Raw genomic sequence first — 14782 nt, 5'->3', positions numbered from 1 at the left:
TCACCGTGCCGGGGCGTAGGAACGCAGCGGCGGTCCGGCGACACCCGGCTCGGGTTCCACCGTGGTCCCCGGAGCCGTGGCGTAGATCAGGTCGCGGTGGTACCAGGGGGCGAACCACGCGTTCTCGACGAGCCAGGCGTTGGCCTTCCTGAACGCCGCCACCTGCTCCTGCCCGCTCGTGGTACGCGCGGTCTCCATGAGCCGGCTGAACGCGGGATCGGAGCTCTTGAAGACGTTGAGCGCGTTGTCGTACGCGATGCCGAGTCCGTCCCAGGCCGACGTGGGTGCCTGCTGTCCCAGGATGAGAATCGGGTATTCGCCGCTGAATTGAGCGTCGACGGCCGTCTCGTCGGGCAGGGAGCGCCAGTCGACACCGATATTGATCGATGCAAGGGCCTGTTCGACGAAGGGCTGGTACATGCGGTAGCGCGAGTAGTCCATCATCGGAATCCGGAAGCCCTTGCTCCAGCCGGCCTCCGCCATCAGTTTCCGTGCCCGCTCGACGTCGTAGCGGTAGGAGTTGTCGAGCGCCGGGTCGTAGGCCGGGCTCTTGCTTCCGACGATCTGTTCGCTGACCGCGCCCTGTCCCAGGTCGAGGGCGTCGAGCATGCCCTGCCGGTCGAAGACGATGTTGATCGCCTGCCGGACCCGTACATCGGCGAGCGCCGGCGCGACGCGGCCCTTGCGGTCCAGGATGGCCAGTCCGACCCAGTCGACCCGGTTGGGATGGACCGTGACACCGCTGCGCCTGGCGTAGTCCATCACGTCGACGTTCAGCCGGGTGCCGTCGATCTGCCCCGTCGTCAGCGCGTTCAGCCTGGCGCTCACATCGGACAGGACCCGCATCTCGATCTTGTCGTAGGGCCACGCCCGGCTGTTCCAGTAGTCGGGATTGCGGGTGAAGACGTACCGGTCGCCGCGCACCGTGCGGCCGCGGTCGAGCAGATACGGGCCGGTCCCGACCGGCTCCGTCGCGAGGGACGCGCGGCCGAGGGCGGACGGCGCGGCCATCGCGCCGAGCGAACCGCTGAGGCTGTTCAGCAGGGTCGGGTCGGGCCGGCTGAGCCGGATGTCCACGTGCCGGGTGTCGGCCACGGTCACATCGGCGATGGAGCTGGAAAGGTAGTGGTCGTGGCCGGTACCCGCCCGGAAGTGCTTGATGTTGGCGGCCACCGCGGCGGCGTCGAACACCGTACCGTCGGTGAACTTCACACCGTCACGCAGTGTGAGGGACAGCGTCGTCTTCCTGGAGTCGTACGACCACGCGGTGGCCAGGTTCGGCGCCAGTGAACTGTCGGAACGGCGCAGCAGCAATGTGTCGTACACGGGAGACCACAGCTGGGGGAATTCGCCGTCGAACCGCAGTTCCGCCGGGTCGTAGGAGGCGATGTCCACCACCGTGCCCAGGGTCAGCGACGAGGAATCGCGCACTCGGCCCGCTCCGTCCGACGTGCATCCCGCCAGCAGAAGCATCACCGCCAGGAGCGCGGCAGTGGCCGCGCCTCGTTTCCTGTACTTCATTGATCTCTCCCGGTGCCAGGACGGTGTGTTCGGCCCACGTTCGCCAAAGTGTCACGCCCGTTTCTCGGAACATTGAAAGGGGAATTCGACAATCGATCAAGCCGAGTTTTTCGATGATGGGCATCTGTTTGTCAGATGCAGAGGGATCACACCGAAGCCGTCCCGGAGAAAACACACCGCATGGCACCGCGGAGATGCTTTCACAAGGCGAAAAGGCCACGGCGAGAGGTCCGGGTGGACCGCCCTCTCGCATGAGCCGCCGGGCCCGGGGCCCGGCGGGCACGGGAACGGTCCTGCCGGGACGGGGCGGCCCGGCAGGCACCGGAACGGCCCTGACATCGTCCGGGCCGTTCCCGGCACGCGACCTGCCCCAGGGGCCACATCGGCGATCGCTCCCGTCGTACGGCCGCTCAGAGGTCGCGCGGATACCTCTTATCCGCCCGGCGCGCCGCGGTCCACCCCGGTCCAGGCCAGCGCGACCGCCCCGTCGAGCAGTGCTCGCCGGGCGGTGCCGCCCACGCAGTACGCCGCGAACTCGTGCTGGTGGTTGGTGGCGGGCAGGGAGCCGATGCCGATGTAGGGGTGGATGGCCGGCACCACCTGGGAGACGTTGCCCATGTCGGTGGAGGCGCGGTTCATGCGGACCGCCTGTCCGGGCGGCGCGAACTCCCGGCCCAGGGCAAGGGCGTTGGCCCGGTAGTGCCCGAGGGCGGTCTCGTCCGTACGGAACTCCGCGTACGGTTTGCTCTCCGGCTCGACCGCCAGCTCGCACCCGGTGGCCAGGGCGCCCGCCTCGAAGGCGCGCATGATCCGCGGCTCCAGCTCGGCGAGTTCGGCGAGGGTCTCCGCCCGCACGTACCACCGGCCGGTCGAGCGCTCGGGGATGGCGTTGGGCGCGTCCCCTGCGTGGGTCACCACGCCGTGCACCCGGGCCGAGGCCGGCAGTTGCTGGCGCAGCAGCCCGATGGCGACCTGGGCCACCGTGAAGGCGTCGGCGGCGTTGATCCCGGCCTCCGGGTAGGCCGCGGCGTGCGCGGACTTGCCGGTGTAGGAGATCTTGGAGTGGCTGACGGCGAACGGCCGGGCCTCCACCACGTCGACCGGCGCCGGGTGCACCATCATCGCCAGGTCCACGTCGGCGAAGGCGCCCCGGTCCAGCATCTCGATCTTGCCTCCGCCGCCCTCCTCGGCGGGGGTGCCGTAGACCTCGACGGTGAGGCCGGCGTCGTCGGCGACGGCGGCCAGGCCGAGCGCGGCACCCACCGCGGAGGCCGCGATCAGGTTGTGTCCGCAGGCGTGCCCGAGGCCGGGCAGCGCGTCGTACTCGGCGCACAGGGCGACGCGGGTGGGGCCGCTGCCGAACCGGGCCAGGAACGCCGTCTCCAGGCCCAGGTAGGACGATGTGACGTCGAACCCCGCCCGGTCCAGCAGCTCCGGTACGGCCGCCGCCGCCCGGTACTCCTCCCATGCCGTCTCCGGGTCGGCGTGCAGCCGCTCGGAGAGGCTGATCAGCGCCTCGGCGTGCCGGTCGATCTCGCGCCGGGCGGCCTCCTTCAGCGGCGCCGTCACAGGTCGCCCGGTACGCCGTACGACGGCGCGGAGGAGGGATCGAGCCCGCGGCGCACGTAGTCGTCGCGCTGCGGCAGCCACACGCCGAGCAGTTCGGCGAGCCGGTCGACGGGGTCGTCGGCCCAGTCCACCCGCAGGTCGGTCACCCGCCAGTCCACGTCCGCGACGACCGCCAGGCCCGCCGAGAACACCGGACCCTCCTCACCGCCTGCGTCGACGGCGGCCTTCAGGGCGGTGATCAGCCGTTCCTCCAGCTCCCCCGTGGCCTGCGCGTAGGCATCGAGGAGGACGCCGGGGATGTGCTCGCCGCACAGCATGTTCCCCGCCGCCACCGCGCCGTCCGCCGTGGCCGAGGCGTGCTTGCCCAACGTACGGGAGCCGCTGTGGGCGAACCCGGGGCCGGTGCGGCCCACCACCGTCAGCTGCCGGTATGCGATGGTGTCGGCCGCCTCGGTGACCTCGCTCAGTGCCCGTCCCGCGTCTCCGTGCTCGGCCAGCCGCTCCAGCAGCCTGGTCCCCAGCGTGGGGTCGGTGATGTTCTGCGAGGCCGCGGCACCCACGCCGGGCCGCAGATGGGCCACCCGGGCGGCGACGGCGGGGCTGGACGAGCTGGCGGCGATGCCGAACCGTTCACCGTCGCGTACGACGAGGGAGAACGTCATGCCCGGTCCTCCTCGGGGATCACCGCGATCGCGTCGATCTCGCACAGCCACTCCGGGCGGGCCAGCGCGGAGACGACGATTCCGGTCGAGATGGGATGCACTCCCTTCGTCCAGCGGCCGACGGTGCGGTACACCGCCTCGCGGTAGCGCGGATCGATCAGATAGATGGTGAGCTTGACCAGGTGCTCGATCCGGCTGCCCGCCTCTTCCAGCAGCATCGCGATGTTCGCCATCGCCTGCTCGGCCTGCGCCTCGGCGTCAGCGATGCCGACCGACTCACTGGTGTCGAGGTTCTGGCCGATCTGGCCCCGGACGTACACCGTGCTCCCCGCGACGACGGCCTGGCAGAGGTCGTTGTCGAGGTTCTGCTCGGGATAGGTGTCACGCGTGTTGAACGGCCGGACCCGGGTGTGCCCGCCGACGACGATCGGGGCCCTCACCTCGCGGCCCTCGCTTGCGGAGATCATCAACTGCTCCTCAGTTGTCGGTACCGGTGTAGGAGAGGTAGCCACGCTGCGTCGCTATGTGGTCGGCGACGTACCTGGCGTCGTGCCACACCCCCCAGATGAAGCTCGACCCGCGGCGGGACAGCCAGGGCAGCCCCAGGAAGTAGACGCCGGGCTCGGCGGAGACTCCGCGCCGCTGCTCCGGCCGGCCCTTCTCGTCGAAGACGTCGGCGTCGGCGTCGAGCCAGCCGTAGTCGGCGGCGAAGCCGGTCGCCCAGACGATCGAGGTGACCCCGGCCGCGGCCAGGTCGAGCTCCGACCGCGGGTCGGTCACACACTCCGGGTCCGCCCCGAGGACGTGGGCATCCGGCTCCTCGGGCAGGTCGAGCCCGTTGCGTTCGACGTACGCGTCGGCCGCCCGCAGCAGCTCAAGGTACTTCTCGTCGCCGAGCGCGATGTGCGCGGCGAGGTCCGGCGCGAAGCGCAGTACGCCGTCGTCGTAGGACGCGGTCATGCCCACCAGTTCGATACCGCCGGCGGCGAGGGCGCGGAAGTCCACAGTGTGGCCGCCACGGGCGCCGCTGACCGCGATGGTGACATGGTCGGCACCCTGCGGAGGCGTCCCGGCGTCCCAGCGCCCGAGCACACCGAGCCACCAGCAGAAGTCGCGTCCGCGGTACTGACGGGGAGGACGGTCGTGCGGCCCGACGGAGAGGAAGACGCGGCGACCGGAGCGGCGCAGCTCGTCGGCGATCTGGACGCCCGAGGAGCCGGCGCCGACCACGAGGACGGCGCCACCGGGCAGTTGGTCCGGGTTGCGGTAGCCGCTGGAGTGCGTCTGCACGGGTACGGCGCCGTCCGGGACGATGGGCGGGAACACGGGCCGCTGGAACGGACCGGTCGCGGCCACGACGAACCGCGCGTCGATCGAACCCTCCGACGTCTCGACCCGGAAGCCGGGCCGGCCGTCGTGTCTGCGCACCGAGGTCACCTCGACACCGCACCGGACCGGGGCGCCGATCTTCTCGGCGTACGCGACGAAGTAGTCGGCGACCTGCTCCTTCGAGGCGAAGGCGTCGGGGGCGACGTCGGGGAACTCCAGTCCGGGGAACCGGTCGTGCCACGCGGGCCCGTTCGCGACCAAGGAGTCCCACCGCTCCGTACGCCAGCGCTCCGCGATGCGGTGCCGTTCCAGGACCACGTGGGGTATGCCGTGGGCCCCCAGGTGCTCGCTCATCGCCACGCCGGCCTGCCCCGCCCCGACGACGACGACTTCGGTTTCTTCACTCGGCATGTATGCCTCCACTCCAGCGATAGTCCATCTCGGTGTCGTGTCGACCTCGCTACCGCAGGAGACATCCTTGGACAGGCCCATAACCCCTGTCCAACAGATGTTTTTGTTTCATGTCATCTGTTTCACAGATGACCGAGGTTCGGGGCGACCGGCACCCGGCCGGTGGTTCCGGGAGGTCAGCGGCTCTCGTGCGCGGCCCGCCGCGCGGAAGCGATGAAGGCCCGCGCCCGACGTGTCAGCCGGACGCCCTTCACGGACGCCAGGACGATCGGCAACGGCTCGAAGCGCTCTTCGAGTTCGAGGGTGACCACCTCCCCGCCGTCGTAGGTGAGGGAGTGGGCCGGCCGCTGGTTGAGCACCGACCAGCCCATGCCGCTCCCGACCATCGCGCGTACCGTCTCGAACCCACTGCTCCGGTGCCGCACCTGCGGCCGGACTCCCGCGGACTGCACAAGTTGCTCCAGGTACCTCCCGCTGTGCGGGAGGTCGAGCAGGACCATCGGCTCGTCCGCGAGCTCCCGCAGCGAGATCCGGGTACGCCGCGCCAGCCGGTGGCCGCTGGAGACAAGTGCGTACGGGGCCACCGACTTGACCTCGACGTGCTCGATGTCGTCGTCGAGGTCGTAGGCGTACATGAGGGCGAGCTCGCATTTTCCGCTGCGCAGGCTCTGCTTCAGGGCGGCGTGCTCTGCCTCGATCACCGAGATCCGGATCTCCGGATGCTGGGCCTCGCACGCGCGGACGAGGCGGGGCAGCTCGAAGGGTCCCAGGGTGGAGAAGCAACCGATGGACAGGTCGCCCGTCAGCACCTCGCCGGCGTTTCTGGCCATCTCGACCAGCTCGGCCGTGTGCTCCAGATAGCTGCGCAGCTCGCGCTGGAAGTCCTCACCGGCCGCGGTCAGGGTCAGGCCGCGGGCGTGGTGACGCAGCAGCAGTTGGACACCGAGCTCTTTCTCCAGTTGGGCAACGGCTGTGGACACGGCCGACTGGGAGACATTGAGCTGCCGGGACGCCGCGGTCATGCTGCCGAGTTCGGCCGCCGCGGCGAAGTAGCGCAATTGCACCAAGGTGAAGCCCACATTGGGGATGCTGCTCATGGTTACCCGCTCTCGATGCCCAGGTCGGCGTCAGGACCTGCCTCCACTGTGTCGACGGCAGTCTGCCCGATCGGCGGCGTGGGAGCGGCGGAGCGCCCCCGGCCGTCCCGCCCCGGACGAGGGTCAGGCCCTGGGTACGGGAGCCGAGCCGACCCAACGGCGATAAGCGTCCACGTCCACATTGCTGCCGCACACGATGGTGACCACGTGCCGGCCGGCGAACCGGTCACGGTCTTCGAGCACCGCCGCGACACCGAGCGCGGCCGACGGTTCGACGACGAGGCCGGCGTGGTCGAGGAGCAGCCGCATACCGGCGATGATCGACGACTCCTGGACCAGGACGGCGTCGTCGGCGACCAGGAGGAGGTCGTCCAGGACGGCCGGGATGGGACACCGGCCGGCGACACCGTCCGCGATGGTGTCGGTCGTGTCGGTGGTCACGACATGCCTGCGGCGCCACGAGTGGGTCATCGCCGGTGCGCCCAGCGGCTGGACGCAGATCACCTCGACGTCCGGCGCCAGGGTCTTCACGACATGCCCCACGCCGGTGGCCAGTGCCCCGCCGCCGAGAGCGATCAGGACGGTGTCGAACTGCGGTGCGGTGTCCACCAGTTCCAGGCCGATGGTCGCCGCGCCCTCGCAGGTCTCGATGTCCAGGCTGTCCTCGACCAGCCGGATGCCGTCGTATCGTGCGATGGCCGCCGCCCGCTCGCGAGCCGCTTCGTGATCGCCGTCCACCAGCTCCAGCCGGGCGTCCCAGGCGCGGATACGATCCAGCTTGGCCCGGGTCGCGGAGCGGGACGCCACGACGGTGACGTCGAGCCCCCGGCCGCGACCGGACCACGCGAGGGCCTGGCCCAGGTTGCCCGCGCTCGCGCACACCACGGCACGCGCGGCACCGCCGGCGAGCAGGCTCGCGACCACCTCGGTGCCGCGGGCCTTGAAGCTGCGGACCGGGTTCGCCGTTTCGAGCTTGATGCTCACCGCGCACCCGAGGCCGGGCTCCAGCGCCTCGCAGCGGTACAGCGGAGTGTCGAGAAAGACCGGGTCGATGACCCGGCGGGCCGCCCGGATCCGAGCTGTGTCGAGACGCGTCTCCTGCACGGCACCGCAGCGTAGCGCCACTGATGCTGTTTGTCCTCGGCGATTCCCGGGAGTTGCGGAGCGGGCGTCGGGGTGCGCTACGCCATGTCCCCGTCGGCCCACGCACGATCGGCAACGTCGCCAAAGCAGCTCCGCGCCGCGAGTATCTCCCCCGGTGCAGCTCAGGCGGGAAGTTCCGTGACGCCGAGGGCGAAGTCCCAGCCCCCCACCCCGTGACGGGCGAGGCCCATCGTGAGCACACCCGCTCCCTCCAGCCAGTGCGCCATTTCCAGGCCACCGGCGTCCATCGGGCGCAGCCCGAGGCTCTTGATGAACACCTCCACGGCCACCTTGGCCTGTGCGTTGTCGCCGGCGATGAAGACATCGGGCCGGCCGTTCTCCAGGACATGACGGAAGACGGTGTTGAATCCCTTCACCACGCCGGCACCGGCCGGGGCCACCTTGGCGACTTCCTGCGCGACCGAGGTGACCTCGCGGTGGGCCAGACCGTCGAGCGTGGAATTGAAGGGGTTGCTGATGTCGACGATGACCTTGCCCGCGAGGGCGTCTCCGTAGTGGGCGACGGCCGGAACGACGCCGTCGGACAACAGGGCCACGATGACGATGTCCCCGGCCGGAACGGCGCCCCACTCTCCCGTCGTGGCGCCGCCGCCGAGAGCCTTGGCCAGGTCGGCGGACTTGGCGTGATCGCGGCCCATGACCTCGACGGTGTTGCCGCCCGCCACCGCCAGCGCGCCGATGGTACGGGCCATGTTCCCCGTGCCGATGATGCTGATGCTGCTCATGAGGTGTGCTCTCTTCCTTGTTCTCGAACTTTTGCTTTGTTCAGCACGCGAACTCGGGCGCGCGCAGCACTTCAACGCGGTGCGAACGTCCGCACTCGGGGCCGGCCCCTTGGCCCGTGGACTGCGTTCCAGCGGGTATGCCCGCACATGCCGGTGCGTCCGTTCAGATCACCGTGGTGCCGCCGTCGGTGGTCAGTTCCAGCCCGTTCACATAGCTTGAGTCGTCCGAGGCGAGGAACAGCGCGACCGTCGCGATCTCCTCGGGGCGGCCCATCGTGCCCCGCGGGATCAGGGACTCGAACTGCCGCTTCGTCTCCTCGTCGAACAACTCCTCCTGCTTGGCCGTGGCGACCTGGCCGGGGGTCAGCACGTTCACCCGGATCCGCCTGTCCCTCAACTCGTTCAGCCACACACGGGCCCAGGCCTGCTGCACGGCTTTGCTCCCCGCATACACACTCCACCCGGGGAAGCCCCTGAGCGAAGCGTTCGACCCGGTCATGAAGATCGATCCACCGTCGTTGAGCAGCGGCAGCGCCTTCTGCACCGTGAACAGCGTGCCGCGCGCGTTCAGCGAGAACGCGCGATCGAACTCCGCCTCGGTGATCTCGCCGAGCTTGCCCTGTTCACCCATACCGGCACTCGCCCACAGCACGTCGATCGAGCCCTTGTCCCGCCTGACCGTCTCGTACAAACGGTCCAGGTCGTCCAGGTCGGCCGCATCACCCTGCACGGCGGTCACGTTCCGGCCGATCACCTTGACGGCGTCATCCAGCGCCTCCTGTCGCCGGCCCGTGATGAAGACATGAGCCCCTTCCTCGACGAACAGCTTCGCGCCGGCCAGCGCCATGCCGGTCGACCCGCCCGTGATCACCGCGACCTTGCCATCGAGCTTTCCCACGACTACTCCTTTGTAAACCGATCTGTGTACTTAAACGTATCCGACGCCCAGTGGGGGCGCAAGCTATGTACACCGATCGGTACCGCACTGGGCTATGATGGAGGCATGACGAAGCTGGAGAAAGGCCCCCAAGGCCAGCGCCGCGGCAGGGGTGCGCGCGAGCGCATCCTCAGCGCATCACAGCAACTGTTCCGCGCTCAGGGCATCAACGGCACCGGCATGGACCAACTCTGCGCGGTGGCCCAGGTATCGAAGCGCACGGCCTACCAGCACTTCACCGGCAAGGACGACCTGGTCGCCGAATACCTGCGCCGATTCGATCCCGACATCATGGCCGGAGTGTTCGACCGCACCGACCTCACGCCCCGCGAACGACTCCTCGCCGCCTTCGAGGTCCCCACATCCGGCCCGGAGGAGCTCACGCCCCTGTGCCCCTACATCGCGGCGACCGTCGAAATCCACGACCCCCAACACCCCGCGTCCCAATACGCACGCGACTACAAGCTCGCCGTCGCCGCGCGGCTCACCGAAACGGCCCGCGAGGCCGGCGCCACCAACCCCGAACAGCTCGGCGAACAACTGGCGCTGCTCCTCGATGGCGCCTCGGCCCGCACCCGAGTCCTCAACACCGAATCCTTCCCCACCGCCGCCGCCATCGCCGCCGTCCTCATCGACAACGCCCTCCCCGCGACAGACCGGGCCCGGGGAAGCGAAAACGCAACGGCCGGGTAGCCCGAGGGTGCGACTCCCTCGGGCTACCCGACCGACGTGAAGGTGTAACTCGCTTCGTCCTGCCAGTGGGGAGGTGTGAGCACGCCGTCGATGACGTAGATCGTGCCGTTGGCGGTCTTGATGTTGCCGCAGGTGACTCCGGCGGTGTTGTTGACCTTGAAGGAGGTGCCGGACCCTGATGTGGTCAGCGTGGAGCCTTCCTTCGTGGTGAACGTTACGTGGGGCAGCTGGTCGGGGGTGATCTTCTGGCCCACCACGTGGTAGGTGAGCTGTTTCTTCAACGCCCCGGTGTTCGCCAGCAGTTTGTCGAGCTGCTCCTTGCCGAGGTTGTTGAAGGCCGCGTTCGTGGGGGCGAACACGGTGATGTCGTGGTCCTTGTTGAGGGTGTCCGTCAGTCCGGCCTTCTCCCGCTCTGGGACACCGCTACGGCTGCTCGCCCCGGCCGACTGAAGGATCCGGGATGTCCGGGGACTTCGATGCCCGTGCCGTGAGGAACGCCTCGGCCTGCCCGTACGCCGCTCAGTCGGCGGTCGGGGTGAAGGAAGAGGCCGACGAGAAGCGCGAGAAGCAGCGAGTTGCCAGCTCGAAGAAGTTGTCCTCCGGGCCGGCAGGTGTCTCCAGCAGGCGTTGCCATATGCCGGTCAGTCGCGCGGTCGGCTCGGGCCTGTTCAGGTAGCCGTCGGCCACTCCGGCGCCGCCGATGTAGATCTCGCCGGCCGTCCTGGGACCGGCCGGCCCCGTGTGTCCAGCACGTGCAGGGTCCAGCCGGGCAGCGCGTCTGATCGCGGACAGCATCCTGGCACCCACCCGCGACCACAGCGCACTCCTCGGCCGCTCCCGCTCCCGCCCAGGACGGTGTTCCCCATGCACAGCACCGTTTCAGCGGTTCTTCAGCGCGTATTGAGAGCCTCTTCCACGCAGCCTGGCTCGGTGGTTTCGCCCCTCGGCGCCGGGCGGCTGCCCGGCCCGTCTGCCGTGCCCCATGTCGGCCGGCCGATCACCCGACCTCGGGTCTTGCCACTGCAGGGTCGTAACCACCGCCTGAAGGAGCACACCTTGGACGCGCCAGTTCCGGCCTCCCGCCGTACTCTGCTCAGACTCGCCGCCGCGGGTGCCGTGGGTGGCACACTCGCCGTCACTCCCCTGCCGGCGTTCGCGGTGTCCCGGTCCGCAGGCGGCCCGCTGCCGCGCACCCTCTCCGTCACCGCCCCGGGCGTGTACCCGGAGGGCGTCGCCTGGGATCCGCGGAGGAAGGCATTCCTCGTCGGGTCGAGCGCGCAGGGCACGATCTCGGTGGTCAGGGCGGACGGTTCGGTGACTTCGCTGGTCGCCCCGTTCGCCCAGGTCTCGGTGCTCGGCATCACGGTGGACGCGGCGCGTAACCGGGTGCTGGCCGCCTATACCGACTACTTCTTCCGGCTGCTCGGCATGGTGGACCCCTCGCGGCCCCCGGTGTCCGGGGTCGGTGTCTTCGACCTGGCCACCGGTGCCGTACAGCACCTGGTCGACCTGTCCGCCGGTCAGCCGGAGCCGCGCGCCAACGACGTCACCGTCGACGAGGACGGCACCATCTACGTCACCGACACCGGGGTCGACACGGTCAGCGTGGTGAGCCGCGACGGCCAGGTGATCCAGGTGATCCAGGACGACCGCTTCGTCACCTCCGACACGGGGCCGAACGGGATCGTCCACCACCCCGCGGGCTTCCTCCTCATGGCCAAGTACGACGGCGGCCGGCTCTTCCGCATCGACCGCCCCCGGTCGGCGCGGCCGGTGGTCGGCGAAGTCCGCCTCGACCGTGCGCCGATCTCCCTCGACGGTCTCGCGCTGCGCCCGGACGGCTCTCTGGTCGCCGCGGTGAACGACCTGTCGCTGTCCGGTGGACGCGCGGGCAGGGACGCCGTCGTGGTGCTGCGGTCCACCGACAAGTGGCGTACAGCGCGCACGGTGGAGGACCGGTCCTGGCCGACCGAGGACCCCACGACCATCGCCGTGACCCCGTACGGCGACTACGTGGTCAGCGGCGGGCTCCGGGAGATCCTTACCGGAGTCCCCTCCGCCACGCCGGGCCAGTTCCACCTGCGTCGCCGCTGACGGCGCGCCGGCGCGCCGACCGGAGTCCGCGTGCACGACTCTGCGCGCCGCGTTCCGTACACACTGCTCCGTATCCACAGCACATACGGCCCTGCCTGCGGCGTTCGCCGCGTACGGCTCCGTACCCACCTCACCAGCTCAGACCTCCCGGGAGCCACCCATGTCACCCGTTGCCCATGACGCCCCGCCGCCCGAAACGGCCCCGCCCCGCGGCCTGTTCACCGCCCTTGCCCGGCTGACCGGGGCCCGGGCCCGGCTGCTGCTCGTCCTCACCGTGATCCTCCTGGCCGGGGCCGTCGTCCTGGGCAGCGGGGTGGCCGACCGGCTGCGCAGCGGCGGCAGCGGAGGCGTCGTCGACCCCGCCTCCGAGTCCTCGCACGCCGCGGACATCCTGGAGCGGGAGTTCCCCGGCGCCCGCCCCAACCTCGTCCTGTTGGCCCGGGCGGGCAGCGGGGTCGACGACGCCGGCACAGCACGTCAGGGAAGGGAACTCGCCGCCCGCCTCGCCGACGAGAAGGGCATCACCGGGGTCACCTCCTACTGGGACACCGGGGCACCGGCGCTGCGCTCCGAGGACGGCCACGAGGCCCTGGTGGTGGCCCGGCTCACCGGGGACGAACTGGAGGCCGAGCGCACGCTGGAGGAGCGGATCACCGGGCACTTCGACGGACGGCAGGGCGACCTCACCGTCCGGATCGGGGGCAGCGTCGCCGTCCAGTACGAGCAGCAGACCCTCATCAGCGAGGACCTGCTGCGCGCCGAGGCCATCGCGCTGCCGATCACGCTGATCATCCTCATGATCGTGTTCGGCAGCGCCGTCGCCGCCCTGCTTCCGCTGGGCATCGGCATCATCGCGATCCTCGGCACCAACGCGGTGCTGCGCGTCCTGACGTCCTTCACCGACGTCTCCGTCTTCGCCACCAACCTCACCACCGCACTGGGCCTCGGCCTCGCCATCGACTACGCGCTGCTGATCGTGCGCCGCTACCGGGAGGAACTCGCGAACGGCCGGGACATGCCCGGCGCGCTCGCTGTCACCCTCAACACCGCGGGGCGGACCGTGCTGTTCTCGGCCGCCACGGTCGCCGTCTCACTCGCCGCGATGCTGGTCTTCCCGCTGTACTTCCTGCGCTCCCTCGCGTACGCGGGGATCAGCGTGGTGGTCCTGGCGGCCGTGGCGGCCCTGGTCGTCCTGCCCGCGCTGCTCGCCGTCCTGGGCCGCCGGATCGACGCGCTGGACGTCCGCAAGCTGTTCCGGCGCCGCTCCCGCGAGCAGCCTCGGCCCACCGAGGCCGGGGCGGGCTGGGCCCGGCTGGCGCGGTGGGTGATGCGGCGCGCGCCCCTGGTGGCCACCGGCACCCTCGCAGGCCTGCTGCTGCTCGGCGCGCCCTTCCTGAACGTCGACTTCGGCACCGCCGACTACCGGCAGCTCCCCGCGTCGGCCGAGCCCCGGGTGGTGCAGCAGCACATCAAGGACGGCTTCCAGGGCAACCCCACCGGAGTGATCGAGGTCGTCACCAAGCAGGCGTCATCCGCTGAACTCGGCAACTACGCAGAGGAGTTGTCCCGGCTTCCCGGGGTGCTGCGGGTGGACGCCCCGACGGGTCGCTACACCGGGGGCAAGGCCGCCGGGCCCGCGCAGCCCGGCCGCGCCTCCGGCTCCGTCTCGTACCTCACGGTGGTGCCCGCCGCGGAGGCGGTCTCCGACGAGGGCAAGGAGCTGGTACGGGACGTACGGGCGGTGGACGCGGCGTTCCCCACGTACACCTCCGGTACGACCGCGGCCATGATCGACAGCCAGGCGGCCATCGGACGAGGCCTGCCGTGGGCCCTCGGCATCATCGTGCTCGCCACGCTGGTGCTGGTGTTCCTGCTCACCGGCAGTGTGCTGGTGCCGGTCCAGGCGGTGCTGCTCAACGCGCTCAGCCTGACCGCGATGCTCGGGGCGGTGGTGTGGGTCTTCCAGGACGGGAACCTGTCGGGGCTGCTGGGCTTCACCCCGACCGGGAGCATCGAGACGGCGCTGCCTGTGCTGATGTTCTGCCTCGCCTTCGGGCTCTCCATGGACTACGGGGTCTTCCTGCTCTCCCGGATCAAGGAGGAACACGAGCGCGTGCTCGACCACAAGGCCGCCGTGGTGGAGGGCATCCGCAGCACCGGGGGCGTCATCACCGCCGCCGCGCTCGTCCTCTCCGTCGTCATGGTGGCCATCGGCACGTCCCGGATCACCAACACGAAGATGCTCGGGCTGGGGGTCGCCCTGGCGATCCTCATGGACGCGATGGTGATCCGCACACTGCTCGTGCCCGCGGTGCTGACGCTCACCGGCCGGGCGACCTGGTGGGCACCGGGGCCGCTGCGCCGACTGCACGCGCGGTTCGGCATCAGCGAGGGCGGCTCGGAACGTCCTCCCCCCGTGGCGGACGCGACCGGCACGCCGGACGCGCCGGCGGCGAAGCGGGAGGAACCCGCGCCCGCGGTCGGCGCGGTGGGCGGGAAGCCGGCCGGCTGACGTCTGCGGCGAGGCGAGTTCGGGATGCGGGAGGACCTCAACAGGTCCTCCCGCGCTTGCTCCGGCGG

At 70.4% G+C, this 14782-nt stretch carries 14 protein-coding genes; 3 read left to right on the top strand and 11 right to left on the bottom strand.

The window, feature by feature from the left end; translation table 11 throughout:
- The 9 genes from AB0P17_RS26845 to AB0P17_RS26805 all read right to left on the bottom strand — a co-directional run bounded on the left by AB0P17_RS26845 (position 1) and on the right by AB0P17_RS26805 (position 9376).
- Positions 1-1431, bottom strand: coding sequence for an ABC transporter substrate-binding protein (locus AB0P17_RS26845; protein WP_365814491.1), 1431 nt, complete (start codon positions 1429-1431; stop codon positions 1-3).
- A gap of 522 nt (positions 1432-1953) precedes the next feature.
- Positions 1954-3090 (bottom strand): M20 family metallopeptidase, encoded by a 1137-nt coding sequence (locus tag AB0P17_RS26840; protein WP_365814490.1) that lies wholly within the window; start codon positions 3088-3090, stop codon positions 1954-1956.
- The gene (locus AB0P17_RS26835; protein WP_365814489.1) at positions 3087-3752 is read right to left on the bottom strand and encodes a DUF1028 domain-containing protein; all 666 of its coding nucleotides are present in this window, start codon (positions 3750-3752) and stop codon (positions 3087-3089) included. Before AB0P17_RS26835 ends, AB0P17_RS26840 begins: the two co-directional genes overlap by 4 nt.
- Entirely contained in the window at positions 3749-4219 is a 471-nt protein-coding gene (locus AB0P17_RS26830) for a RidA family protein (protein WP_365814488.1), read from the bottom strand. Before AB0P17_RS26830 ends, AB0P17_RS26835 begins: the two co-directional genes overlap by 4 nt.
- Before the next feature lie 10 nt (positions 4220-4229).
- On the bottom strand, positions 4230-5492 hold the full coding sequence (locus tag AB0P17_RS26825; protein ID WP_365814487.1) for an NAD(P)/FAD-dependent oxidoreductase: 1263 nt from the start codon (positions 5490-5492) through the stop codon (positions 4230-4232).
- A gap of 176 nt (positions 5493-5668) precedes the next feature.
- Entirely contained in the window at positions 5669-6589 is a 921-nt protein-coding gene (locus AB0P17_RS26820) for a LysR family transcriptional regulator (protein ID WP_365814486.1), read from the bottom strand.
- Between the two features lie 123 nt (positions 6590-6712).
- A complete protein-coding gene (locus AB0P17_RS26815) occupies positions 6713-7693 on the bottom strand; it encodes a pyridoxal-phosphate dependent enzyme (protein WP_365814485.1) in 981 nt (326 codons plus the stop codon).
- Between the two features lie 161 nt (positions 7694-7854).
- Positions 7855-8478: an NAD(P)-binding domain-containing protein gene (locus tag AB0P17_RS26810; protein ID WP_365814484.1), complete on the bottom strand. Its 624-nt coding sequence runs from the start codon at positions 8476-8478 to the stop codon at positions 7855-7857.
- Positions 8479-8641: 163 nt separating this feature from the next.
- Positions 8642-9376, bottom strand: coding sequence for an SDR family oxidoreductase (locus AB0P17_RS26805; protein ID WP_365814483.1), 735 nt, complete (start codon positions 9374-9376; stop codon positions 8642-8644).
- A gap of 105 nt (positions 9377-9481) precedes the next feature.
- Between AB0P17_RS26805 and AB0P17_RS26800 the strand changes: the two genes are divergently transcribed.
- On the top strand, positions 9482-10108 hold the full coding sequence (locus tag AB0P17_RS26800; protein WP_365814482.1) for a TetR/AcrR family transcriptional regulator: 627 nt from the start codon (positions 9482-9484) through the stop codon (positions 10106-10108).
- 23 nt (positions 10109-10131) lie between these two features.
- Here AB0P17_RS26800 and AB0P17_RS26795 read toward each other — a convergent pair whose 3' ends face one another.
- A complete protein-coding gene (locus tag AB0P17_RS26795; RefSeq protein ID WP_365814551.1) occupies positions 10132-10503 on the bottom strand; it encodes a fasciclin domain-containing protein in 372 nt (123 codons plus the stop codon).
- Positions 10504-10627: 124 nt separating this feature from the next.
- Positions 10628-10903, bottom strand: a complete 276-nt coding sequence (locus AB0P17_RS26790) for a hypothetical protein (protein WP_365814481.1) — start codon at positions 10901-10903, stop codon at positions 10628-10630.
- 261 nt (positions 10904-11164) lie between these two features.
- Between AB0P17_RS26790 and AB0P17_RS26785 the strand changes: the two genes are divergently transcribed.
- Together AB0P17_RS26785 and AB0P17_RS26780 are read left to right on the top strand one after the other, a co-directional pair.
- Positions 11165-12202: an SMP-30/gluconolactonase/LRE family protein gene (locus AB0P17_RS26785; protein ID WP_365814480.1), complete on the top strand. Its 1038-nt coding sequence runs from the start codon at positions 11165-11167 to the stop codon at positions 12200-12202.
- A 160-nt stretch (positions 12203-12362) separates the two neighbouring features.
- Positions 12363-14714: an MMPL family transporter gene (locus AB0P17_RS26780; RefSeq protein WP_365814479.1), complete on the top strand. Its 2352-nt coding sequence runs from the start codon at positions 12363-12365 to the stop codon at positions 14712-14714.
- Positions 14715-14782: the final 68 nt, after the last annotated feature.

Origin of the sequence: Streptomyces sp. NPDC088124 (assembly GCF_040685895.1) — a bacterium.
Classification (GTDB): domain Bacteria; phylum Actinomycetota; class Actinomycetes; order Streptomycetales; family Streptomycetaceae; genus Streptomyces.
The sequence above is the reverse complement of the archived record's forward strand: the minus strand, read 5'-3'. Positions and strand labels throughout refer to the sequence as shown.